At 68.4% G+C, this 23,875-nt stretch carries 22 protein-coding genes; 10 read left to right on the forward strand and 12 right to left on the reverse strand.

Annotated features, from left to right (window positions below):
• Positions 1–39 precede the first annotated feature (39 nt).
• Positions 40–1,320, forward strand: a complete 1,281-nt coding sequence (locus EV668_RS10335) for an O-acetylhomoserine aminocarboxypropyltransferase (RefSeq protein ID WP_133769655.1) — start codon at positions 40–42, stop codon at positions 1,318–1,320.
• A gap of 42 nt (positions 1,321–1,362) precedes the next feature.
• Here EV668_RS10335 and EV668_RS10340 read toward each other — a convergent pair whose 3' ends face one another.
• Both EV668_RS10340 and EV668_RS10345 read right to left on the reverse strand, forming a co-directional pair.
• Positions 1,363–1,782, reverse strand: a complete 420-nt coding sequence (locus EV668_RS10340; protein ID WP_133769656.1) for a type II toxin-antitoxin system VapC family toxin — start codon at positions 1,780–1,782, stop codon at positions 1,363–1,365.
• Positions 1,779–2,009: a FitA-like ribbon-helix-helix domain-containing protein gene (locus EV668_RS10345; RefSeq protein ID WP_133769657.1), complete on the reverse strand. Its 231-nt coding sequence runs from the start codon at positions 2,007–2,009 to the stop codon at positions 1,779–1,781. The genes EV668_RS10340 and EV668_RS10345 overlap by 4 nt, the downstream gene beginning before the upstream one ends.
• Before the next feature lie 202 nt (positions 2,010–2,211).
• On the opposite strand from EV668_RS10345, the gene EV668_RS10350 reads away from it, so the two are divergent.
• Genes EV668_RS10350 through EV668_RS10360 form a run of 3 tightly spaced genes read left to right on the forward strand, consistent with a single transcriptional unit; the run spans position 2,212 to position 5,201 of the window.
• Complete coding sequence (locus EV668_RS10350) at positions 2,212–2,835, forward strand: outer membrane protein (protein ID WP_133769658.1); 624 nt, start codon at positions 2,212–2,214, stop codon at positions 2,833–2,835.
• A 14-nt stretch (positions 2,836–2,849) separates the two neighbouring features.
• The gene (locus EV668_RS10355) at positions 2,850–3,317 is read left to right on the forward strand and encodes a hypothetical protein (protein ID WP_133769659.1); all 468 of its coding nucleotides are present in this window, start codon (positions 2,850–2,852) and stop codon (positions 3,315–3,317) included.
• Between the two features lie 36 nt (positions 3,318–3,353).
• The gene (locus EV668_RS10360) at positions 3,354–5,201 is read left to right on the forward strand and encodes a glycoside hydrolase family 15 protein (protein ID WP_133769660.1); all 1,848 of its coding nucleotides are present in this window, start codon (positions 3,354–3,356) and stop codon (positions 5,199–5,201) included.
• A gap of 4 nt (positions 5,202–5,205) precedes the next feature.
• On the opposite strand, the gene EV668_RS10365 is transcribed toward EV668_RS10360, so the two are convergent.
• Positions 5,206–6,279 carry a COX15/CtaA family protein gene (locus EV668_RS10365; RefSeq protein WP_425359617.1) on the reverse strand — a complete coding sequence of 358 codons (1,074 nt, stop codon included), beginning with the start codon at positions 6,277–6,279 and terminating at the stop codon, positions 5,206–5,208.
• Positions 6,280–6,428: 149 nt separating this feature from the next.
• On the opposite strand from EV668_RS10365, the gene EV668_RS10370 reads away from it, so the two are divergent.
• From EV668_RS10370 to EV668_RS10380, 3 genes are all read left to right on the forward strand, one after another.
• Positions 6,429–6,638: a DUF2842 domain-containing protein gene (locus tag EV668_RS10370; RefSeq protein ID WP_133769662.1), complete on the forward strand. Its 210-nt coding sequence runs from the start codon at positions 6,429–6,431 to the stop codon at positions 6,636–6,638.
• Positions 6,639–7,064: 426 nt separating this feature from the next.
• Positions 7,065–8,795 carry a dihydroxy-acid dehydratase gene (gene ilvD / locus EV668_RS10375; RefSeq protein WP_133769663.1) on the forward strand — a complete coding sequence of 577 codons (1,731 nt, stop codon included), beginning with the start codon at positions 7,065–7,067 and terminating at the stop codon, positions 8,793–8,795.
• A complete protein-coding gene (locus tag EV668_RS10380; RefSeq protein ID WP_133769664.1) occupies positions 8,782–9,630 on the forward strand; it encodes a tetratricopeptide repeat protein in 849 nt (282 codons plus the stop codon). The genes ilvD and EV668_RS10380 overlap by 14 nt, the downstream gene beginning before the upstream one ends.
• A 109-nt stretch (positions 9,631–9,739) precedes the next feature.
• Here the strand turns inward: EV668_RS10380 and EV668_RS10385 are convergent, their stop codons facing one another.
• The 3 genes from EV668_RS10385 to xth form a co-directional block, all read right to left on the reverse strand.
• Entirely contained in the window at positions 9,740–11,665 is a 1,926-nt protein-coding gene (locus tag EV668_RS10385) for a PhoX family protein (protein ID WP_133769665.1), read from the reverse strand.
• A gap of 78 nt (positions 11,666–11,743) precedes the next feature.
• Positions 11,744–12,502: a hypothetical protein gene (locus EV668_RS10390; RefSeq protein WP_133769666.1), complete on the reverse strand. Its 759-nt coding sequence runs from the start codon at positions 12,500–12,502 to the stop codon at positions 11,744–11,746.
• Positions 12,503–12,541: 39 nt separating this feature from the next.
• Positions 12,542–13,327, reverse strand: a complete 786-nt coding sequence (gene xth / locus EV668_RS10395; protein WP_133769667.1) for an exodeoxyribonuclease III — start codon at positions 13,325–13,327, stop codon at positions 12,542–12,544.
• A gap of 290 nt (positions 13,328–13,617) precedes the next feature.
• Here xth and EV668_RS10400 point away from each other — a divergent pair, with 290 nt between their 5' ends.
• A complete protein-coding gene (locus EV668_RS10400) occupies positions 13,618–13,824 on the forward strand; it encodes a hypothetical protein (protein WP_133769668.1) in 207 nt (68 codons plus the stop codon).
• On the opposite strand, the gene EV668_RS10405 is transcribed toward EV668_RS10400, so the two are convergent.
• The 6 genes from EV668_RS10405 to EV668_RS10430 all read right to left on the reverse strand — a co-directional run bounded on the left by EV668_RS10405 (position 13,808) and on the right by EV668_RS10430 (position 20,162).
• Positions 13,808–14,305, reverse strand: a complete 498-nt coding sequence (locus EV668_RS10405) for an NUDIX hydrolase (RefSeq protein WP_133769669.1) — start codon at positions 14,303–14,305, stop codon at positions 13,808–13,810. The two genes, EV668_RS10400 and EV668_RS10405, sit on opposite strands and share 17 nt — an antisense overlap.
• A 110-nt stretch (positions 14,306–14,415) precedes the next feature.
• On the reverse strand, positions 14,416–15,186 hold the full coding sequence (locus EV668_RS25580; protein WP_133769670.1) for a cold-shock protein: 771 nt from the start codon (positions 15,184–15,186) through the stop codon (positions 14,416–14,418).
• A gap of 253 nt (positions 15,187–15,439) precedes the next feature.
• The gene (locus EV668_RS10415) at positions 15,440–16,765 is read right to left on the reverse strand and encodes an O-antigen ligase family protein (protein WP_245513081.1); all 1,326 of its coding nucleotides are present in this window, start codon (positions 16,763–16,765) and stop codon (positions 15,440–15,442) included.
• 2 nt (positions 16,766–16,767) lie between these two features.
• Positions 16,768–18,285, reverse strand: a complete 1,518-nt coding sequence (locus EV668_RS10420; RefSeq protein WP_133769671.1) for an undecaprenyl-phosphate glucose phosphotransferase — start codon at positions 18,283–18,285, stop codon at positions 16,768–16,770.
• Between the two features lie 157 nt (positions 18,286–18,442).
• A complete protein-coding gene (locus tag EV668_RS10425) occupies positions 18,443–19,594 on the reverse strand; it encodes a glycosyltransferase family 4 protein (RefSeq protein ID WP_245512994.1) in 1,152 nt (383 codons plus the stop codon).
• A 10-nt stretch (positions 19,595–19,604) separates the two neighbouring features.
• Positions 19,605–20,162: a polysaccharide biosynthesis/export family protein gene (locus EV668_RS10430; protein WP_133769673.1), complete on the reverse strand. Its 558-nt coding sequence runs from the start codon at positions 20,160–20,162 to the stop codon at positions 19,605–19,607.
• Positions 20,163–20,430: 268 nt separating this feature from the next.
• Here EV668_RS10430 and EV668_RS10435 point away from each other — a divergent pair, with 268 nt between their 5' ends.
• On the forward strand, positions 20,431–22,614 hold the full coding sequence (locus EV668_RS10435) for a GumC family protein (RefSeq protein WP_133769674.1): 2,184 nt from the start codon (positions 20,431–20,433) through the stop codon (positions 22,612–22,614).
• Positions 22,615–22,712: 98 nt separating this feature from the next.
• Positions 22,713–23,798: a mandelate racemase/muconate lactonizing enzyme family protein gene (locus tag EV668_RS10440; protein ID WP_133769675.1), complete on the forward strand. Its 1,086-nt coding sequence runs from the start codon at positions 22,713–22,715 to the stop codon at positions 23,796–23,798.
• The last annotated feature ends 77 nt before the right edge of the window (positions 23,799–23,875 follow it).

The raw sequence follows: 23,875 nt of genomic DNA on the forward strand, positions 1-23,875 counted from the left end.
CAAGCGCAGCAAGCGCCGGACGAAGCCCAAGGAGAGACCATGGCCGACCAGATTCCCGGCTTCAACACCCTCGCGATCCATGCCGGCGCCGCCCCCGACGCCGCGACCGGCGCGCGCGCGACGCCCATCTATCAGACGACCTCCTTCGTCTTCGACGACGTGGACCACGCCGCCTCGCTGTTCGGGCTCCAGGCTTTCGGCAACATCTACACCCGCATCGGCAACCCGACCTGCGCCGTGCTGGAAGAGCGCGTCGCCGCGCTCGAGGGCGGAACCGCGGCGCTCGGCGTCGCCTCCGGCCATGCCGCGCAGTTCCTCGTCATGCACGCCCTGCTGCAGCCGGGCGACGAGTTCGTGGCCGCCAACAAGCTCTATGGCGGCTCGATCAACCAGTTCAATCATTCCTACAAGAACTTCGACTGGCGCGTGAAATGGGCCGACGCGGATGACCCGGCCTCCTTCGAGGCGGCCATCACCAGCCGGACGAAGGCGATCTTCATCGAATCCATCGCCAATCCGGGCGGCGTGATCGTCGACATCGCCGCGATCTCCAAGATCGCCAAGGCGAAGAACATCCCGCTCATCGTCGACAACACGATGGCCTCGCCCTACCTGATCCGGCCCTTCGAGCACGGCGCGGACATCGTCGTGCATTCGGCGACGAAGTTCCTGGGCGGCCACGGGAACTCGATCGCGGGCATCATCGTCGACGGCGGCACGTTCAACTGGACGGGCGACGAGCGCTACCCGATGCTCTCGAAGCCGCGCCCCGAATATGGCGGCATGGTCCTCGGCGAGACCTTCGGCAACTTCGCCTTCGCCATCGCCTGCCGCGTGCTCGGCCTGCGCGACCTCGGCCCGGCGCTCTCGCCCTTCAACGCCTTCATGATCCTCACCGGGATCGAGACCCTGCCGCTGCGCATGCAGCGCCAGTCGGATTCGACCCTCGCCGTCGCCCGCCACCTCGCCGCGAACGACAAGGTCTCCTGGGTGAGCTATCCCGGCCTCGAGAGCGACAAGTACCACGCCCTCGCCCAGCGCTATTGCCCGCTCGGCGCCGGCGCGGTCTTCACCTTCGGCGTGAAGGGCGGCTACGAGGCGGGCGTGAAGCTCGTCTCGAACCTCAAGCTGTTCTCGCACCTCGCCAATATCGGCGACACGCGCTCGCTCGTCATCCACCCGGCCTCGACGACGCACCGCCAGCTCACCGAGGAGCAGCAGGTCACGGCCGGCGCCGGCCCGGACGTCGTCCGCCTCTCGATCGGCCTCGAGGATCCGGAGGATCTCATCGCCGATCTCGACCAGGCCCTGGCGGGGTAAGGGGTCTGGGACGGACGAAGCCGCGCGGCGTGCGCGCGGCTTTCACGCCGTCCACGGATCGATGATGCGTAATCCTGCGGCGAGGAACGGATCCACGTCCCTCGTCGCCACCGCGAAGTCGTGCGTCTCGGCGATCGCCGCGATCTGCGCGTCGGCGAAGGAGATCGGCTGCCCACGTGCCCGCCCGCGGGCCACGATGGCGCCAAAGGCCAGAGCCGCTTCTCGGTCGAAAGGAAGAATCCGAGGGCCGAACAGGCGCTCCAACAGGTCGGACAGAGCCTTATCGAGATCCGAGCGCCTCTGTCCCGCAGGGAGTATCCGCACGCCTGCCACGAGTTCGGCGAGGCTCGTCGTCGTCAGGTAGAGCGCCTCGCCCGGCTGCCGGTCGAGCCAATCGAGAACCATCCGGTTGGGTTTCGACCTCATCGGCTCCGACACGACGTTGGTGTCGAGCACGATCATTCGAACCGGGCCGGTTCCACCGGTGAGCGGTCGCGCTCAAGGTCAAGACCGCCGACCTCCTCGCCGAACGCCGCGAGTTCCGAGCCTATCCCTTTGCCGACCGGCCTGACGGCTGCCTCGAGGATCAGGCGGATTTCCGCTTCGGTGGAACGGCCCGATCGCGCGGCCCGCGATTCGAGCCGTCTGAGAACCTCATCCGACAATCGGCGGATCGTGACGGAGCCCATGGTTCCAACTCCCTGGTCCGATGGATCATGGATACCAGCGGCACCCTTCGATCTCAATCGGGCGACGTCGACCTCGCGAAGCGCCCCTCCGCCACAAAACCGCGTCATTCTCCGCTAGGAATGTGGCTCGATGTCCCTCACGCTCGCGCCGGAACTGCGCTAGGGTGGGAGGATGATGCCGCGGCAGGAGACGTCCCGTTCGATGCAGACGCCCCGTTCGATGCGCCAGCTGGTCCTGCCGGGCCTGATCGGGCTGTCCTGCCTCGCCGCCGCGCCGGCCGCCCAGGCCCAGTCCTTCCTGCCCTTCGGCTTCAACCCCCTGCCCGCCTTCGCCTGGACGGAGCCTGATCCGGCCACCGGCTCGATGCGCTGGGAGGGCAGCTTCGCGCGGATGTCGACCGGCTTCCAGGTCTCCTCCTCGAAGCGCTTCGGCACCTATGCGGGTCCGACCGTCGGGTTCGAGGGCGGCAAGATGTGGCGCGACGGCCAGTTCGTCTACGGCATCGTCGGCGGCTTCGACTACATGGCCCAGCTCGGCGGGCGAGACACGCCGAGCTTCGGCTCGATCGGCTATACGCGGGACTTCGCGGGCGGCATTCAGTTCAAGGCCGGCGCCCTCGTCGCCGACAACGTCCTCGTCTACACCAAGGTCGGCGCGCTCGCGATCAACGAGACCTACCGATACGGGCCGACGCCGTTCTCCACGGCCTTCGACCGCACCCGCATCGCGGTGCGGCCGGATGCGCGCGTCGGCGTCGAATGGGCCGTCACGGACAAGCTGACGATCGGCCTCGAGGCCGGCGTCACGGGCGCGCCGATCCGCTGAGCGGCGCCGGCCCCTTGATCCGCCGCTACGAGATCTTCGCGGATTATCACCAGTTCTATCTGTGGGACCACGCTCGGCAGCCCAGCTCCGCGCTCGACTACACGGACGAGGATGTCCGGCGGCGCATCAAGGCGAGCCTCTTCATCGTCGTCGTCCAGCCCGAGCGGAACATGACCGTTCCGGTCGAGGTCGAGATCGCCTCCCGGGCGCCTGATCTCGCGCTCGACGCCTGGGACCACGTGGCCGAGGCCAGCCTGGAGCTGCCGTCCGGCCGGCTCGAGATCCACGAATGCACGGGTGGGTCCATCGACATCCTCCCGGTCGCTCCGGGCTGCCATCGCGTGCGCCTCCATTGCGCCGGCCTCGGCACGCTGAGCGAGGACGGGCTGGACGGCGACGACCGCTACCGCCTCGTGATCTGGCCGGCGCCCTTTGCCGAGATCGCGGTGCTGAAGCAATATCGCGGTCGCGACGGCGGCTGACCCGCCATCCTCGGCGGATCCGACTCAGAAAGCGCCATGCCCAGCGATCGAATCGAAGATTACGGACTCATCGGCGACTGCGAGACGGGAGCGCTCGTCGGGCGCGACGGCTCGATCGACTGGCTCTGCTGGCCGCGTTTCGATTCGCCGGCCTGTTTCGCCGCCCTCCTCGGCACCGAGGAGAACGGCCGCTGGAAGATCGCGCCGATCGGCGACGCCGTCGTCAGCCGCCGCTACCGGCCGCGCACGCTGATCCTCGAGACCCGCTTCGAGACCGCGGCCGGCTCCGTCCTGCTGATCGATTTCATGCCGCCCCGCGGCACCGATTCCGACATCGTGCGCCTCGTCGTCGGCGAGAGCGGCCGGGTCGCGATGCGGATGGAACTCGTCCTGCGCTACGATTACGGGCGCGTGATGCCGTGGGTGCACCGGCTCGAGGACGGCTCGCTCCGCGCGATCGGCGGCCCCGACATGACGGTGCTCCGGACGCCCATCGAGACGCATGGCGAGGACATGCACACCGTCTCAGATTTCGAGGTCGCGGCGGGCGAGACCGTGCCCTTCGTCCTCGCCTATTGCGCCTCGCACCGCCCCGTGCCGGAGCCGATCGACCCGTTCGCCGCCCTCGCCGACACCGAGGCCTTCTGGACGGAATGGACCGCCCGCTACGAGCCGGCGGCGCTGGACGGCAAGATCGACCTGCCCGAGCCCTGGCACCAGGCGGCGCGGCGCTCGCTCATCACCCTGAAGGCGATGACCTACGCCCCGACCGGCGGCATCGTCGCGGCGGTCACGACCTCCCTGCCCGAATGGCTCGGCAGCACCCGCAACTGGGACTACCGCTACTGCTGGCTGCGCGACAGCGCCCTCACCCTCTTCGCGCTGATGAATGCCGGCTATTACGACGAGGCGCGGGCATGGCGCGACTGGCTGCTTCGCGCCATCGCGGGCTCGCCCGAGCAGATGCAGATCATGTACGGCATCGCCGGCGAGAGGCGGCTTCTCGAATGGGAGGTCGACTGGCTGCCGGGCTTCGCGGATTCGAAGCCGGTCCGGGTGGGCAACGCGGCCGCCGACCAGACCCAGCTCGACGTCTACGGCGAGATCATGAGCCTGCTCCATCAGGCGCGTCTCGGAGGGCTTCCCGAAAGCCCCGAGGCCTGGTCGATCCAGGTCTCGATGCTGGAGCGGCTCGACGACATCTGGCGCGAGCCCGATTACGGCATCTGGGAGGTCCGCGGCCCACCGCGTCACTTCACGTTGTCGAAGCTGATGGTCTGGCTCGCCTTCGACCGCTGCATCAAGTCGGCCGAGATCTTCGGTCTCGACCACGTGCCGCTGGAGAAGTGGCGCGCCATCCGCAGCGAGGTGAAGGGCGACGTCCTCGCAAGGGGGTGGAATGCGGAGGTCGGAGCCTTCACCCAGAGCTACGACGACACCGCGCTCGATGCGAGCCTGCTGCTGCTGCCGATGCTCGGCTTTCTGGACGACGACGATCCGCGCGTGCGCTTGACGGTCGAGGCCATCGAGGCGGACCTTCTCGTCGACGGTCTCGTCCAGCGCTACCACACCTCGACCGGGCATGACGGGCTTCCGCCCGGCGAAGGCACCTTCCTCGCCTGCAGCTTCTGGCTGGTGGAGGCCCTCGTCCTGATCGGCCGGCTGGCCGATGCGGAGGCGCTGTTCGAGCGCCTCCTGGCCCTGCGCAACGATCTCGGGCTCCTCGCCGAGGAATACGATCCGATCGGCGGGCGCCAGCTCGGCAACTTCCCCCAGGCCTTCTCCCATGTCGCCCTGGTCAACGCCGCCCATCGGCTCGCCGCGGCGAGGGCCGGCTCGGGCGACCGGTCCGAGGAGCTCCAGAAGGGCGAGGTCCCGGCCTGACGCGTCAGGCCGCGCGGCACAGCCGCGCGTGATGCGTCGCCACCATCAGCAGCACCATCGCCAGGAGCTGATGCGCAAGGCCCGCCCAGAGCGGCACGACCAGGAGCAGCGTGACGATCCCGAGCCCGGCCTGGGCGAGCGTCAGCCCGGCGACGGCACCGGCCCGCATCGCGCCGCCCTCGGTCCGGCGAGTCGCATAGGCGTGCCACAGCGCGGCGGCGACGAGCAGATAGGCGACGAGGCGGTGGTTGAACTGGACGAGGATCGGGTTGTCCGCGAAATTCTCGATCCAGGGCTGACCCGAGAACAGCATCGCCGCGGGCGGGACGAGATGGCCGTCCATCAGCGGCCAGGTGTTGTAGGTCCAGCCCGCGCGGGAGCCCGCGACGAGCCCGCCGAGCGCGATCTGCACGAGGATCAGCGCGACGAGCGCCACGGCCGCCCTCGCCAGCCCCGGCGAGACGGGCATCGCGCGGCCTTCCCCGGCGCGGAGCCCCGCCGCCACCCAGACGATCGCGGCGAGGATCATGCTCGCGATGACGAGATGCAGCATCAGCTTGATCGGGGCGACAGCCGTCATGCCGGGCTCGAGCCCCGAGGCGACCATGATCCAGCCGACCATCGCCTGGAGGCCGCCGAGCGCCCCGATCCCGACCAGGGTCAGCGCCAGCCGGCTCGACACGTTGCCCCGCCACCAGAACCAGACGAGCGGCAGGAAGAAATAGAATCCGAGGAAGCGGCCGAGCTGACGGTGGCTCCATTCCCACCAGTAGATGACCTTGAACTCGCCCAGCGCCATGCCCCGGTTGAGGTTCTGGTACTGCGAGGAGGCGCGGTACTTCTCGAACTCCGCCGCCCAGCCCGCATCGGACAGAGGCGGGATCGCGCCCGTGACCGGCTTCCATTCGGTGATCGACAGGCCGGAGCCCGTGAGGCGCGTCGCGCCGCCGACCGCGACCATGACCATGACCAGCACGGCGAGGCCATACAGCCACAGCCGCACGCTCGCTCCAGTCCGGGGGTCGCGGACGCTCGTCTCCGGCGGCGAGTCGATGGATGCGATGATCTGGCCCACGATGGCTGCTTTCGATTCCTGCTTCCGTCGGGAAGGATGGGGATGATCCGCAGCGCCTGTCCGACGTCTCCGCTTGCTGCGACCTATTCCAAACCCATAGAAAGCCCGCATCCAGCCGGCAACGCGAGCCGGCGCCGCACCCCGGACGTCAGATGCCGCGCCGCCTGCGCACCCTCATCGGGACCGTGATCATCCTGGTCTTCGTGCTCGTCTATGCGCTGGTGGCCATGGCCCTGGCGGAGAGCCGCATCGTCGAGGCCCCGAAACTCGTCCAGACCTTCGCCTACATGCTGCTGGGCATCGTCTGGATCGTGCCGATCTTCCCCCTGATCAAATGGATGGAGCGGCCGGACAAGGCGTAGCTGCCGGGGCCAGCCCCCTCCCCTGGAGGCGGCGTCGGGTGAAACCCGCTCCTACCCATCGTCGAGCTTTTCGCGGGAGACCGCGCATCTCCCCTCCCCGCCCTGAGGCGGCGAGGCGCTCTGCCCATGGCGGCCGCCTCGCCGCGCCTTTCGCACCGCATCATGTGACTTGCGGGACACAGCCGAAAAACATCCCGATAGCGCCCCTGTCCGGGCAGAGCTTCGCCCCGTTCCCGCCATAAACCGAGATCAGTTCCAGGGTCGCGAGAAATTGTTGCCCTGCAAGTGTTTAGAGTGCCCGCGGCGCGTCACGAAGGCCGTCCCTGAGCCTTCGGTCCAGACCATCGGCTCTCGTTGCACCCGAGTCGGGGGCCATGTCACTCGGCCGGTGAGAGAATGCCGAATGGCAGGTGGAGAGAGTTCGGGATGGACGCGCGTTTGATCGACAAGTCGAAGCTGCCGAGCCGCTACGTGACCGAGGGTCCGGCCCGCGCGCCGCATCGCTCGTATCTCTACGCGATGGGGCTGACCAAGGAGCAGATCCACCAGCCGCTCGTCGGCGTCGCGACCTGCTGGAACGAGGCGGCTCCCTGCAACATCTCGCTGATGCGCCAGGCCCAGGCGGTGAAGAAGGGCGTCGCCGCCGCCGCCGGAACGCCGCGCGAGTTCTGCACCATCACCGTCACGGACGGAATCGCGATGGGTCATAACGGCATGCGCGCCTCCCTGCCCTCGCGCGAGGTCATCGCCGACTCGGTCGAACTGACCATGCGCGGCCACGCCTACGACGCGCTCGTCGGCATGGCCGGCTGCGACAAGTCCCTCCCGGGCATGATGATGGCCATGGTGCGCCTGAACGTGCCGGCGATCTTCATCTATGGCGGCTCGATCCTGCCGGGCTCCTTCCGCGGCAAGCCCGTGACCGTGCAGGACATGTTCGAAGCCGTCGGCAAGCATTCGGTCGGCGAGATGTCGGACGACGATCTCGACGAGCTGGAACAGGTCGCCTGCCCCTCGGCCGGCGCCTGCGGCGCGCAGTTCACCGCCAACACCATGGCGACGGTCTCCGAGGCGATCGGCCTCGCCCTGCCCTATTCGGCCGGCGCGCCCGCCCCTTACGAAATCCGCGACCGGTTCTGCGCCGCGGCGGGCGAGATGGTGATGGAGCTCATCGCCAAGAACATCCGCCCGCGCGACATCGTCACCCTGAAGGCGCTCGAGAACGCCGCGACCGTCGTCGCCGCTTCCGGCGGCTCGACCAACGCCGCGCTGCACCTGCCCGCGATCGCGCATGAATGCGGCATCAAGTTCGACCTGTTCGACGTCGCCGAGATCTTCAAGCGCACGCCCTATATCGCGGATCTCAAGCCCGGCGGGCGCTACGTCGCCAAGGACATGTTCGAGGTGGGCGGCATCCCGCTCCTCATGAAGACCCTGCTCGATGCGGGCTTCCTCCACGGCGACTGCCTCACCGTGACCGGCCGCACCATCGCCGAGAACATGGCGAAGGTCTCCTGGAACCCGGACCAGGACGTCGTCCGCCCGGCGACGAGCCCGATCACCCCGACCGGCGGCGTCGTCGGCCTGAAGGGCAACCTCGCCCCCGAAGGCGCGATCGTGAAGGTCGCCGGCATTCCCGCCGACAAGCAGATCTTCACCGGCCCGGCGCGCGTCTTCGACAACGAAGAGGCCTGTTTCGAGGCCGTGACCAAGCGCGACTACAAGGAGGGCGACGTCCTCGTGATCCGCTACGAGGGTCCGAAGGGCGGGCCCGGCATGCGCGAGATGCTGTCGACCACCGCGGCCCTCTACGGCCAAGGCATGGGCGACAAGGTGGCCCTCATCACGGACGGGCGCTTCTCGGGCGCGACGCGCGGCTTCTGCATCGGCCATGTCGGGCCGGAGGCGGCGATCGGCGGCCCGATCGGCCTTCTGCGGGACGGCGACCTCATCACGATCGACGCCATCAAGGGCACCCTCGATGTCGACCTCTCCGACGAGGCCCTGACGGCGCGCCGCGCCGAATGGGCACCGCGCCCGTCCACCGCGACCTCCGGCTACCTCTGGAAATACGCGCAGGGCGTCGGGCCGGCCGTCGGCGGCGCCATCACCCATCCGGGCGGCGCACACGAAACCAAGAGCTATGCGGATCTCTAGCGGCACAGGCTTCGCGCTCGCCGTGCTGGCGGTGGCCTGGGGGGGGATGCCTTCCCAGGCCGCCGATCTCGCAACCCGGCCCCCGGCGCTCCTCCCCCCCTCCGTGCTCCAGGGCTCGCAGGCGAACCAAGCCTACAGCTCGGTTCGGGACGCGCTGCGTTCGGGCGTCCGCGACTACAATTCCGGCGACAAGGCCAACGCCGCCCGTGCTCTCGAATTCGCGGCCGACCGGGGCCATGCCCTCGCCCTCTGGAAGCTCGGCCGCATGTATGCCGACGGCGACGGCGTCGTCCGCAACGACCTGAAGGCCTTCAACTACTTCTCCCGCATCGCCGACGACAACGCGGACGAATCGCCCGATTCACCGCGCGCGGGCGTCGTCGCCAACGCCTTCGTCTCCCTCGGCACCTATTTCCTCGACGGGATCAAAGGCACGAACATCGTGCCCAATCCGGAGCGGGCGGCGGAGATGTTCGCCTATGCCGCCTCCTATTTCGGCGATCCCGACGCCCAGTACCTGCTCGCCCGCCTCTATCTGAAGGGGAAGGGTCTCGGACGCGACATGCGGCAGGCCGCCCGCTGGCTGAATCTCGCCGCCGAGAAGGGCCACAGCGCCGCCCAGGCCGTGCTGGGCCAGATGCTCGTGAACGGCGACGGCGTGCCGCGCCAGCGCGCGCGGGGCCTGATGTGGCTCGAACTCGCCCTCCAGGCGGCCGATGCACGCAGCCAGGCCTGGATCAAGTCGCTGCACGAAGAGGCCTTCGGCGGCGCCAGCGAGACGGACAGGCGCACGGCCATGGCCCTCTCGGAGCAGTTCCAGGCCCGTCGCCGCTGATCTCCCGCCGGCACTGACACCGAAACAAGGTTCTCGGCGGGGCTCCGACCTCTCGCCGGTCGTCTGGCCGCGCCAAGCCCGGCCATGACGAGTAGAAGCTTCGTGCCTCTTATCCGATCCGCCCGCCGCCGCGCTTCGTGATGGCGATCACGCTCGGCCGCGGGGGCATGTCGTCCCGGAAGTCCGGCCAGCGCGTCTCGGGGCGGTCGAAGGTCGCCGTGGTGCGGTCGTCCGATTCCCCCGGATGCTGCACGGCGAGGAAGAGCGTCTCGTCGTCGGGCGTGAAGAACGGCCCGCACATCTCGGCGCCGACCGGAACGCGGTAGAAGTGGCGCGAGGTGCCGCGCAACTCGCCTTCCGTCTCGACCGCCCAGAGGCCGTCGCTGCGGCCCGTGCGCCGCTTGTCGTTGCCGTCGGTCGCGATCCAGAGCCGGCCGCGCGCGTCGATCGCGCAATTGTCCGGCATGCCGAACCAGCCGTTCCGCGTCGTCTGAGGCGAGAACGTCGCCCCGATCTCCGGCACGCCGGGATCGCCGCAGAGAAGAAGCATCTCCCATCGGAAACGCGGCGAGCCCTGGTCGCCGCCATCCGGGATCATCTCGATGATATGGCCGAAGGCATTGAGCGGACGCGGGTTCGCGGCGTTGACCTCCTCGGCCTTCCGCCGGCTGTTATTGGTCATGAGGACATAGACGCGCCCGGTCCTCGGATTGGCCTCGATATCCTCCGGCCGATCCATCTTGGTCGGGCCGAGGAGATCGGCGGCACGGCGCGTGTCGATCAGGACGTCGGCCTGGGAGGCGAATCCGTTCGCCTCCGTCAGCGGCCCCTCGCCGTGGACGAGCGGCAGCCAGATCCCCGTCCCGTCGGCATCGAAACGCGCGACCGACAGGATCCCCCTGTCGAGGATGTCGCGATTGGCGGCGGGGTTCTTCGGGTCGACGCGATCCTCGCTGACGAAGCGATAGACATATTCGTAGCGCTCGTCGTCGCCGAGATAGACGCAGTAGCGCCCATCCGCCGTGAACGCCCCGGCGGCACCCTCGTGCTTCATGCGGCCGAGCGCCGTGCGCTTCTTCGGGATAGAGGTCGGGTCGAGGGGGTCGATCTCGACCACCCAGCCGAACCGGTTCGCCTCGTTCGGCTCGGTCGGAACGTCGAAGCGGGGATCGAGCCGGCTCCAGGCGTAGTGAGCGCGGCTGAGGCCGTAGCGGCGGTGATTGGCGGCTTCGCGATGGTCCGGCGCAACGCGGCCGTCGAAGTAGAAGTGGAAGTTCTCCTCGCCGCTGAGCCACGTCCCCCACGGGGTCATTCCGCCCGAGCAGTTGTTGATCATGCCGAGCACCCGCCGGCCGCCGGGATCGGCCGAGGTCGACAGGCGCGGCGAGCCGGCGGCCGGGCCCGTGATGTCCATCGGCGTGCGGGCCGTGATGCGACGGTTGAACCGGGAATCCAGCACGGGCTCCCAACCCTGCTCCGACCGCCGGATCTCGACCACCGCGCCGCCATGCGCCGCCATCTGGACGGAATTCATCTCCGGCGTGATCTTGGCGAGCCGGTCCTCGCGCTTCGCCTCGCCGCCGAGACCGCGGAACATCAGCTCCTCGTTCGTGTATTCGTGGTTCACGACGAGGAGGCCGTGACGGCTCGAGCCGTCGATCGGCAGATAGCCGACATAGTCGTTGTTGTAGCCGAAGCGCCGCTCCTGCTCCTCCGCCGTGAGGCGCAACGGGTCGAACGGCGTCATGTCAGGGAAAAGCGGATCGCCCCAGCGCAGCAGAACGCGGGCATCGTAGCCGTCCGCGACCGCATGGTCGGCCGTCACCGTCGCCTCGATCTCGTCGAAAGCGAAGGCCGGCTCGGCGGCGGCCTCCGCCTCGCTCGGAAGCCCGGCCCCGACAGCCGCCAGCAGGGCGCCCGTCAGAAACCCACGTCGCCCGACGCGCTGGCCGAGGATGTCCTCGAAGGTGGCATTGCTGCTGGCGTTGGCCGGCGCGTCGGCCTCGTCGCCGTCCCCGGAGAAGATGTCCGACACTGATGCCTCTCTTGCTGAAGGGACCCGCTTATCGGCGCGCCCGCAAAGGCTTCCGCCGGGAGGCCGCCAGCCTGTCCGTCAGTTGCCGCTGGCCTCGTCCATCTCCGGCGGAAGCCGGCCCGACTCGACGGTCCAGTCGGTGTCTTGAGCCTTCAACACGACAATCTCACGACGCTTGCTCCCCTTGTCCGTCACGGCGAAGCGAAGGGTCATGCTGCGCGGCTCCGGCCGATCGAGCTCGAAGATGCCCTCGACGTCGACGATCTCCTTCTCGTCCTCCTTCGCCCCGGCATTGCTTGCGCTCAGGCGGATCGGCTTCATCGCGACGATCCGACCGGCCCGGAAGAGATAGAGATGGAGATCGGAATACGAATAGCCCTGGAAGACCCCACCGCTCTCGATCGTCATCGCATCGTCCCCGCCGAAGCGGCCGGCTGCGATCGCGCCGGGGTTGCCCATCGTGCCGAGAGCCGTGAAATCACGAGCGACGGTGACGAGGCGCGACGCGCCGTTCTCCCGGCGCAGCACGAAGGCGCTCAATTCGGCGGGCTCGCTATGGCCCATGCCGCCGACACGCCCCTTCGCCATGATCAGCACCTCGGCGCCCTGGAAGGCGAGGAGCTTCGCCGGCCAATGACAGGAGGCCTCGCCCCGGCCGCCGGGAAGAACGACGGCCCGCGGCAGAGCGGCCTTGACCGCCGCCGCCAAAGCCGGGTCGCGGCGGAGTTTCGTCGTGCTTTCCGGGCAAAGCGCGTCCGCGCCGGCCGGATCGCGTGCCGCGGCGGGGCTCGCCAGCGCGAGAACGACCAGCGCCAGGATCGAGGACAGGAACCGCATGGATGGACGACTCGCGCGTCGGGAGTGACGCCTCGCCCTCTAGAAATCGAATCGGGCCGAAACCGGGACGTGATCCGAGGGCTTCTCCCAGCCGCGCGTCGCCTTGTGGATCTCGGTCGCGGACAGCCTGTCGGCGGCCTGCGGCGAGAGCAGCAGATGGTCGATGCGGATCCCCTTGTTCCGCTGCCAGGCGCCGGCCTGATAATCCCAGAAGGTGTAGAGGCCCGCCGCATCGTCGCAGGCCCGGACGGCATCGGTCAGACCGAGCGCGAGCAGGCGCCGGAAGGCCCCGCGGCTCTCGGGCTGATAGAGCGCGTCGCCCAGCCAGGCCTCGGCATCGTAGACGTCCCGCGGCTCCGGGATCACGTTGTAGTCGCCGGCGAGGATGAGAGGCTCTTCGAGCAGGAGAAGCGCGCGCGCATGCTGTTCGAGGCGGCGCATCCAGGCGAGCTTATAGTCGAATTTCGGCGTGCCGAGCGGATTGCCGTTCGGCAGATAGATCGACGCGACCCGCAGGACGCCGCCGTCGGGACGGGCGACGAGGGCCTCGATGTAGCGCGAATGGTCGTCGCCATCCCCCTCGGGAAGGCCGCGCCTGATGTCGGAGATCGGGTGCCGTGACAGGATCGCGACGCCGTTGAAGGCCTTCTGCCCGTGGACGGCGAGATTGTAGCCGAGCGCCTCGATCCGCTCCCCGGGGAAGGCCTCGTCCTGGCACTTGAGTTCCTGCAGGCACAGGACGTCCGGCTGCGTCTCCTCGAGGAAGCGGATCGCGTGATCCAGCCTCTGCTTGATGGAATTGACGTTCCAGGTTGCGATCAGCATGCGCGGCGAAGCTCTCCGCCTCCGTCTTCGGACGTTCGCGGCCGGCTGGCAAGACGGGACCCGCCGGACCGATGCAGCGGAGACACGCCAGTTGCCGAAGTGGGGCGCCTCGAAGGGCGGCTCCTTGATCCCGGCACCGCGCGCGGGCAGGGTAGCGGCGGATGCGGCCGTTTCGGCCGAAGCGCCGTCTTTGACGAATCGACGGCACCACCCATTGTCGTGAGCGCATGCCGCTGCGGAAGACGCATTGCTCCTCCGCAGCATGCTCTGAGGTCTGGAAGCCGGAACCGATGCTGCTTCGTGCGTTGACCATCGCCTTGCTCTCGGCCGCCGTCGCCGGATGTTCCGGCTCGTCCTATCCCGTCTACGGCAACCCGGTGAACCCGACGCCCGCCCCAGGCTATCGCGTCGTCTGCGATACGTGGCGCGTGCCGTCTCACGCGGCGTGTTCGCAATACGTCGTGCCGGCCGAGGCCGTCGTCAGGACCCGCGGCTGAGCGGCTCGATCCCGCGCATCTGCGCCAGCGCCTCGGCCAGCCGGTCGAGGAAGACGACCTGCCCGCGCAGCAGCTTGCGGCGCCCGTCCGCCAGGCCGAACCAACCGACCCTGTCGATTTCCGGATAGGCTCCGCGGCGGCCCGAGCGTGGTGGCCATTCGATGATGATCGAATCCCCTGCCAGGCTGCCGGGGTCGAAATCACCCTCGAGCGCGAAGGCGGTTACGATCTTGCGGCTCGGCTGAACGGCCTCGCCCAGCGGAATGGCCGTCCCGAGAGGCGGCTCGTGACCCGTCTCCTCCCGGAACTCGCGCCGGGCGGCCGCCAGAGGCTCCTCCCCCGGATCGATCCCGCCTTTGGGAATCGTCCAGGCGCCATCGTCCCGACGGGCCCAGAAGGGTCCGCCCGGATGGGCCAGCAGGACTTCGACGCTCTCCGGGCCACTTCGCCAGAGAAGCAATCCGGCGCTGCGCTTTGCCATCGCTCAGACTTGCGGGACGAGGAATCCGGCCCGCCGGCATCGAGCAGGCCACCCGATACGAAAAGGCCCGCGAAAGCGGGCCTTTAAGTTTATTCGCTGAGAGCGAATCTTCACTCGACGACGTCGATCGTCGCGACCTCGCGGCCCTTCATGCCCTGCGTGACGCCGATCTGCACCTTCTGACCTTCCTGGAGGTCGGGCAGGCGGGCGCGCTCGAGAGCGGAACGGTGGACGAAGACGTCACGGCCGCCGTCATCCGGGGCGATGAAGCCGAAGCCCTTGGCGGGGTTGTACCACTTCACCGTGCCGGTGAGGTCCTCGACCGGACCCGTCGGAGCGGCGTTCTGGTAGGGCGCACGACGCTGACCGCCGCCGAAGCCGCCGCGATCGCCGCCGTAGCCGCCGCCGTAACCGCCGCGATCGCCGCCGTAGCCACCACGATCACCGCCACCGCCGCCGTAGCCACCGCGATCGCCGAAACCACCGGAGCGCGGCGCGCGCGGCGCGCGGGGCTCAGCCGTCGACGTGTCGACGCTGAGGACCTCGGTCACCTGCGGACCACGCTGGCCGCTCGCGGTGCGGACCACGAGCTTCGTGCCGGGCTCGAGCTCGTTGTGGCCGGCCGCCTCGACTGCACGGATGTGCAGGAAGGCATCGCCCGATCCGTCGGAGAGTTCGGCGAAGCCGAAGCCCTTCTCAGGATTGAACCACTTCACCGTGGCGTCCTGCTCCGGACCCGCGGGGCCGAGGCTGGGGCGAGGCCCTGCCGCGGCGGGCCGCGACGGGGGGGGCAAATCGTAGGGGCTCGGACCACGGTCCATGCCGAAATCGTCGCCAAAGCCGCGTTTCCCCGGGCCCCGGAAATCTCGTCCTCTGCTCATCTCGTGACTCGTCTGAATGGCCCAAAGGCGCACATGGTTAGAAATGGACCGGATGCCCCCGCGGGAATCGGCAGGGCCCTAGGACAGGACAAGAAGGCTGCTCCGGGTCATGGTGCGACTGATCAGTTCGGTACAAAGCATATGTTGGGCCGAGACACGATACGGATCGAGTGCGACGTGGCATCATCACCTCGTCTTCACAACGCGTCAAGCAAAGATTGATGAATTCCAGGGCCTGATTGCCGATTCGGCTTCAGGCCCGCGCGAATGACCTCTCGGCCGGTCGCACCGAGTGGACGCGACGCGAGGCATCCGGCGCCCCCGCCAGCCAGCGCAGGCGCGCGCATTCGAGCCCCCAGACAAGCCCAAGCAGGATGTAGACGTGTCGCCAGTGATCGATGTCGATCTGCATGGCCTGCATGAAGTACATCAGCACAGTCGGGACGACGGATTGAGCGAAGCGGCGATAGGGCGAGGCGACGAGGCACAGCCTCACGCCGACGAACGCCGTCGTCAGCACCATGCCGAGGAAGCTGAAGCCTCCGATCCAGCCGCCATTGGCGAAGGCTCCGATATACGAATTGTGCGGATCGAGGTCGAAGATCACGCGGAAGCGCAGCGGACCGAAGCCGTTCGGGCTCTCGAGCAGCATGGACAGGGAGCGGAGCTGGTTGCCAAACCGTCCCGTGACGCCCTCGTCGTAGTCCTTGGTCAGCGTGAACCGGTCGGCGAACTGCTCGGCGATGCCGCTTTCGCTCATGAGGGCGGTGAGACCGAGGGCGGCGCCGATGATCCCGCACACCGCGAGGGCCGCGATGCGCCGCCGGGTCGGCCCCGCGCTCGACCGATAGGTGAACGCGATCGTGAGCAGCGCTCCCCCGACCGTCGCCCCCCAGGCGCCGCGGGAGAACGACAGGAACACCGCCGTCAGTACGACCGTCAGGGCCAGGCCGGTCAAGGCGGGATGGCGCGTGTCGCGGGTGAGGAGGCGGCGCAGCAGGGCGAGCACCCCGAAGGTGAGGAAGGAGCCGAGCACGTTCGGATCCTCGAACACGCCGGCCGCGCGGCCGTCCATGGTGAAAAGGAGGCTCCCGGGCGCCGCATACGAAATGATGCCGCAGACGGCGGCGACGAGGCAGCTCGCGATATACGCGTTGGTGGCGAGCGTGACGCGCTTCTCCGTGTTGTCCGAGAAGAACATGATGAAGAAGACGCACGTCACCATCAGGTAGAAGGACTGGAAGGTCCATTCGCGCGGGAGCGGCTCGTGCAGATGCGGCATCAGCGCCAGCAGCAGGCCGAGATGGTGAAGCAGAAGGAGCGCGAGGAAGACGACGGCGCCGCGATGCAGCCGGATCCCGAGCAGCACCCACAAGCCCAGCGTCGGGATCGCCGTGAAATCGTAGGGCGAGGGGCGGATGAAGGTGAAGCAGGTGAAGAGGATGAAGAGGCCGAAGAGAACGTAGCCGATCCGCTCGAGGACGAGGCGGACCGGGGCGCCGGAGCCGACCCGCACCGCCGCGGCCGGCGCGATCGCGCGCGCCATGGGGGCCGCGCTGCCAGGCAGGATGGCGGCCACCGTCAATAGGCGTTGTCGCTCTTCAGAAGAGCGAAGGGGGTGGCGAGGAGAATGTAGAGGTCGAAGAACACGGACCAGTTCTCGATGTAGTAGAGATCGTGCTCCACGCGGCGCTGGAGCTTCTCCTCCGTATCCGTCTCACCGCGCCAGCCGTTGATCTGGGCCCAGCCGGTGATGCCGGGCTTGACGCGGTGCCGGGCGAAGTAGCTGTCGACCACCTGGTCGTAGAGCCGGTTCTGCGCCTTGGCCTGCAGTGCATGAGGGCGCGGGCCGACGAGCGACAGATTGCCCTTGAAGACGACGTTGATGAGCTGCGGCAATTCGTCGATCGAACTCTTGCGCAGGAAGCGGCCGACCCGGGTCACGCGCGGGTCCCCGCGCGTGACCAGCCGGGAGGCCGTCGCGTCGCTCTGATCGACATACATGGACCGGAACTTCAGGACCTCGACGAGCTCGTTATTGAAGCCGTAGCGGCGCTGGCGGAACAGGATGGGACCCTTGGAGTCGAGCTTCACCGCGATCGCCGCGAGGAGCAGGATCGGCGCGCACAGCACGAGCAGGATCGAGCCGACGACCTTGTCGAACAGCCATTTGAGGACGTGATCCCAATCCGCGATCGGGCGGTCGAACACGTCGAAGACCGGGACCGTGCCGATATAGGAATAGCTGCGGGGCCGCAGCTTCAGCTTGGAGGCATGGGCGGACAGGCGGATATCGATCGGCAGCACCCAGAGCTTGCCGAGCATCTCGAGCAGCCGGTTCTCGGCGGAGATCGGCAGCGTGAAGATGACGAGGTCGATCGGGTTCTCCCGGGCATCCTCCACGAGGTCGGACACGGTTCCGAGCTTGGCGTAGCCGTCGACGAGGCTCGGCGAGCGGGCATCGTCGCGGTCGTCGTAGATGCCGATGATGCGGATCCCGGATTCGGGCTGCGTCTGAAGCGCCCGGATGATTTCGTTGGCCGGCTGCCCTCCTCCGACGATCGCGGCGCGCCTGTCGAACCGGCCGGCGCGGGTCATCGCCGTGACGTAGCGGCCGACGAGGAAGCGCTCGACCAGCAGGCCGCCGAGGCCCGCGGCGTACCAGGCCACGAGCCAGACGCGGGAGAACTGGTCGGACAGCTTGAGGAAGAAGACGCAGGCGGCCAGAGCCAGCATGACCAGCGTCCAGGCCGCCGCGATCGTGGCGCCGGAGCGGAAGAACGAGCGCAGGGCGCCCATCGTGTAGACGCCCGCCGCCTGGAACGCGACGAGAGCGAGAGCCGATACGATCAGGATCGCGAAGGCGTAGACCCATTCGAATCCCAGGGTCGTCGACAGATAGGCGCCATGGACGGCCGCACCGCTCGCGACGAGGATCGCGCCGTCCGCGACCCGGACCAGCCCGACCGTGACGACGGGGGACAGCCGAGCCTGCCGGGGAATCGCCATGTCCGGGGCAGCAGGCCGGGCCGGGCCGGGCCCGCTTCCATTGAGGCCGGCCACCTTGCCCAGCATATCGCGAAAGTCGATTCCGCTCATCGTCCCGCTACTCGCACAAAGGATGCGACGGGCGCCGGGCGCCGCCGCCTCCGGGCGAGCAATACCGAGGCAGCACTTACGGAAGCTTCAACGGAACGTTCGAAATAAAGCCAGCGGCGGCGCAGCCGCGCCGCGAGCGACGAATCCCCCGAGCGGATCAGATGCCGCGGGCAGCGAGCGCCTCGCGGTAGCCTTCGATCCCTCTCTCGACCATCGTGTCGATCCGGAAGCCTTGCCGCACCTGGTCGCTGAGCGCCCGCGCCTTTTCCATGCGCGTCTCTTCGGGCTCGGCCATCTTGGCGGCGATCGCCGTCGCGAGGACGGCCGGATCGTCCGGCCGGATCAGCTCGGCGCCGTAGGGGCCGAAGATCTCGGGAATGCCCCCGACATCGGTCGAGACGAGGGGCTGGGCCGCGGCGGCCGCCTCCAGGATCACATAGGGCAGGGATTCCGCCTTGGAGGGGATCACCATGATGCAGGCGCGCGCCAGCGCCGGGCGGATCGGCTGCGGCGGCTCGAAGGTGATGGCATCCACGACGCCCGCCTCCGCCGCGCGCCGGCGCAGAGCCTCTTCGCTCGGGCCGGAACCGACGGCGAGGAGCGTCGGCGCCCTCCCCTGCCGCTGGCGGATGATGGCGAGCGCATCGATCAGCGTATCGACGCCCTTCGCCTCGCGGAGTTCGCCGAGATACACGAGGTCGAACGGGTCGGAGGCCCGTTCGAGGGGCGTGAATTCCTCTTCGGCAATGCCGTTCCGGATCACCCGAACGAGCTTCGAGCTTCGCCCGACGAACGTCTCGAAACGATCGCGGATGTAGTCGCTCTCGAACAGGAAGGCGTCCGTGCGTCGCTCGAGCAACCGTTCGATCGCCATGTAGAGCCGATGGCTGCCCGAGCCCGGATGGTAGTTGAAGCTGCCGCCATGGGGGGTATAGGCGCGGATCGTATGCCGACCGAGGCCGGGTATGGTGAGGACGCGGGCGTAGACGCCGCCTTTCGATCCATGCGCATGCAGGACGTGGGGGCGGGCACGGCGATAGAGAGCACCCAGCGCCGACAGCGCGGAGAGGTCGCTCGGATGCGGCAGCCGACGCATCGGAACGCGGTGCATGCCGAGGGCGAGCGCGGGAGCCAGCTCGGCCAGCGCAGCCTCGGCCCGCGCCCCGCCGGTGCTGGCGTCGCAGAAGATGCCGACCTCGTGGCCGCGCTCGATCTGCCCATGCGCGACGTCGAGAACGTGCCGGAACAGGCCCCCGAGCGGCGCCCGGAAGACATGCAGGATGCGGAGAGGGCCGGAACTCGCAGTCACCGCAGCGCCCTCAGAACCAGCGTTCCTTGATGACGATCGTGTCGCCGGGCCGGATCGGATAGGTGATCGGGACATCCCCGACCACGATCCCCCGCGGTGTCCGGCGCGTCAGTTCGGCATAGTTCCGCTCCGCCCGCGGCGTGAAGCCTCCCGCGATCGCGACCGCCGTCTGGATGGTCGCGCCGTTCACGAACGGGAACTGCCCGGAATTGGTCACTTCGCCGAGGATGAAGAAGGGCCGATAGGTATCGACCTCGACCGTCACCTTCGGCTCGCGGATGAAGCCCCCGCGGAGCTTCGCCGCGATCGCATTGGCGGCCCCGGCCGTGGACAACCCGCCGACCTGGACAACGCCGACCAGCGGCATGGCGATCCGGCCCGAGGCGTCGATCTGATAGATGTTCGAGAGCGAATCCTGGCCGAACACGATGATCCGCAGCCGGTCGCCGGTTGCGAGCACGTAGGGCCCGGCCAGTCTGAAGTCCGGGCGAACCTCCGGACGACGCATGCAGCCGCCGAGCGCAAGCCCTGTCATGGAGAGGCCGAAAAGGGCCTGACGCCGGTTCATTCGGAGGATCCGAAGCAATGAGACACGTCTTCGGATACCCGCAGCAGGGTTAACGAAGGGTTTTTGTTAACCACGGCGCGCCGCACGACCGGTGTTCGGTGAAACATTGGCAGCGCTTAGATGCCTCTCGCGCCGACGGCAGCTCCGGCAGCTCCCGACGACGAGGTCGGTCCTGCAGAAGACGGTCCAATATCTGCCTTAACTCGGCTTCAACCTTAATGAGGTCTTGTCGCGGCCAAGTTTCGTGTCGCGTCCATGGGAATCGACCATGACCCAGTCATTCGTTGCTTCGACCTCCGACGACCGGCCCGCCTCCTCGGAAGCGACGGTCGCCGATGTCGGCCGGGCACTGATCCGCAAGTGGCGCTGGGTCGTCCTCCCGACGCTCGCGGCGATGATCGCCTCGGCGGCGTATGTCTTCACCGTGACGCCGCGCTACACGGGCGAAGCGAAGATCCTGCTTCAGACGAGCGATTCGACCTTCACCCGTCCGGGCCCCGGCGACCGGGCTCCGGACCAGTCCCCGCAGATCGACGAACAGGCCGTGGCGAGCCAGGTCCAGGTCGTCATGTCGCGTGATCTCGCCCGCGAGGCGATCCGCCGCCTCGGCCTCGTCGGCAATGCCGAATTCGATCCGCAATCCGGCAGCAAGGGGATCGTCCAGACCATCAAGGAGACGCTGGGCCTGACGAAGAGCGGGCCGGAGCGCGCGCCCGAGGATCGTGTCCTCGACGCCTATTACCGCAGCCTCCTCGTCTATCCGGTCGGAAAGTCCCGCATCGTCGCGATCGAGTTCCGGTCGCAGGACCCGGACCTCGCCGCCCGCGGAGCCAACACCGTGGCCGAGATCTATCTCGGTCGCCAGGAGGACACGAAGAAGGACCAGGCCCGCTCGGCCTCCTCGTGGCTCGGATCGAACGTGGAGAGCCTGCGCAAGCGCGTCGCCGAGGCCGAGGCGAAGGTCGAGGCCTTCAGGGCCAAGACGGGCCTCCTCGCGGGCTCCGGCACGACGACCCTGTCGGCGCAGCAATTGTCGGAACTGTCGGCCCAGCTCGCTCAGGCGCGGGCCACGCGCAGCGACACGCAGGCCAAGGCCAAGCTGATCCGCGACGCCCTCCGCGAAGGGCGGGCCTTCGACATCCCGGACGTCGCCAACAACGAACTGATCCGCCGGCTTCTCGAGCAGCGCGTGAGCCTCAAGGCACAGCTCGCTCTCGAGCTGCGCACCCTGATGCCGCAGCACCCGCGCATCAAGGAACTGAATGCCCAGCTTGCCGATCTCGAACAGCAGATCCGGCTCGCCGCGGAGCGTACCGTCCGCACGCTCGAAAACGATGCCAAGATCGCCGGCTCGCGCGTCGAAGCGCTGGAAGCGGCGATCGAGTCCCAAAAGAAGATCGTCGCCGAAGCCAATGCCAACGAGGTCGAGCTTCGGGCGCTCGAGCGCGAGGCCCGCATCCTGCGCGAGCAGCTCGAAAGCTATCTCGGCCGCTACCGCGACGCCGCCGCCCGCGATGCCGATTTCGGCGTCCCGCCGGATGCGCGCGTGATCTCCCACGCCGTCGTGCCGCAGATCCCCTCCTTCCCGAAGAAGCTGCCGATCATCGCGCTGTCGACCCTCGCGATGTTCCTCCTGTGCGTCGGCGCCATCGTGTCCCGCGAACTCCTGACCTCCTATCGGCCGGAGGAGCGCGAACAGGCCGGCGCCCTGCTGCCCTACCAGCGCGTCGCCCGTGCCGCGTCGCCGCGGAGCGAGCCCGATGCCGATTTCGAGCTCGATCTCGGACCCGTCACCCGGTCGGACGCCACCCATCGCGGCCCGGTCCTGGACATGCGGCCCGAAGCTCGGGTGGACGCGATCGACGCGCCCGATCCGAACTACGATTTCGCCGCGCTCGTCGAGCGGGTGTCCCGCACGCCGATCGCCGGCCGCGGTCGCCGCCTCCTCGTCACCGGAATCGGCGGCCGCGACGATGTCGAGCGCGTCTCGCGGGGGCTCGGGCAGACCCTCGCCCGAAGCACTCGCACGATCCTCATCTCGATCGATGCGGATGAATCGACGCCGATCGACGCTCATCTCGGCCTGACCGATCTCGTCGCCGGAGAGGCCTCGTTCTCGGACGTGATCATGCGCGACGCGGGCTCCGCGCTCTACCGGATCGAGCCGGGCACCCTCCTCAACGAGGCCATTACCGGTTCGCCCGAAAGCCTCGATGTGGCCCTTCAGGCCCTCGACAGCACCTATGGCTGGATCGTCTGCGCACTCGTCGGACGGGACGACCGCCAGCTCACCAAGCTGATCGCGCCGCGCGTCGACGCCGTCGTCCTCGCCTCCGATCTCGATCCCTCGAGCCCGATCCTCGTCGGCGCCTACGAAGATCTGCAAACCGCAGGCGGCAAGGACGTGATCGTCGCCTCCGCGCAGTACGGTCAGTACTCGCAGGCGGCCTGACCCGAGCCGGCGCGCGCCGGCCTCTCCGATCCGTCTGCCCCATCCGCCTTGCCGGCCCTCCCCTCGTCCGCGACAACGGTCACAGGGAGGACAACACCATGGCGCGTCTGCGATCGATCACGCCCGGATATTACCGGATCGAGCTTCCTGAGCCTCTGTCGGATTCCACGCACGGCACGATCACCCATTTCGAGCTGATCACGGTCCGCCTCGTCGATGCGGACGGACGTGAGGGCGTCGGCTACACCTATACGGTCGGCCGCAACGGCGCCGCCGTCGCCTCGGTCTTGGCGGAAATCGCGGAGATCGCCGCCGGCGAGGAAGCGAACGATGTCGAGCGCCTCTGGCACAGGCTGTGGTGGGCGCTCCATTACGGCGGCCGCGGCGGCGCAACCGTCTTCGCGATCTCGGCCTTCGACATCGCGCTGTGGGACCTCAAGGCCGTGCGCGCGGACCTGCCGCTCTGGCGGCTGCTCGGCGGCTATGACGCGCGGGTCCCCGTCTATGCCGGGGGCATCGATCTCGACCTGCCGCTCGACGCCCTTCTGCGCCAGACCGACGGCAACCTCGCCAAGGGCTTTCGCGCGATCAAGATGAAGGTCGGCCGGCCCCGTCTCCACGAGGATGCGGAGCGGGTGAAGGCGATGCGGGCGCATCTCGGCCCCGACATCCCGCTCATGGCCGACGCCAACATGCGCTGGAGCGTCGACGAGGCCATCCGGGCGGCCCGCGCCTTCCGGGACGCCGACCTTACCTGGCTCGAGGAGCCGACCATTCCGGACGATCCCGCCGGCCATGCGCGGATCGTGCGGGAAGGCGGCGTTCCGATCGCAGCGGGCGAGAACCTGCGCAGCCTCTGGGAGTTCAAACTCTACATCGCGGGCGGGGGCGTCACCTTCCCCGAGCCGGACGTCACCAATTGCGGCGGCGTCACGCCGTTCATGAAGATCGCCCATCTCGCCGAGGCGTTCAATCTGCCGGTCACGAGCCATGGCGCCCACGACGTGACGGTCCATCTCCTCGCGGCCTGCCCGAACCGATCCTATCTCGAAGCCCATGGCTTCGGTCTCGACCGCTACATCGCCGAGCCCCTGCGCATCGAGGAGGGCGTCGCGGTGGCGCCGGAGCGGCCGGGACACGGCATCGCCTTCGACTGGAGAGGCCTGGAAGCGTTGCGGGAGTGATGGTTCGGCGCTCGTCCTCGCGACGGCGCCGTCCCTTTCACCCCGAACAGGCGGCGGCGATGGCAAGCACCGCCGCG

Source organism: Enterovirga rhinocerotis (assembly GCF_004363955.1).
GTDB lineage: Bacteria > Pseudomonadota > Alphaproteobacteria > Rhizobiales > Beijerinckiaceae > Enterovirga > Enterovirga rhinocerotis.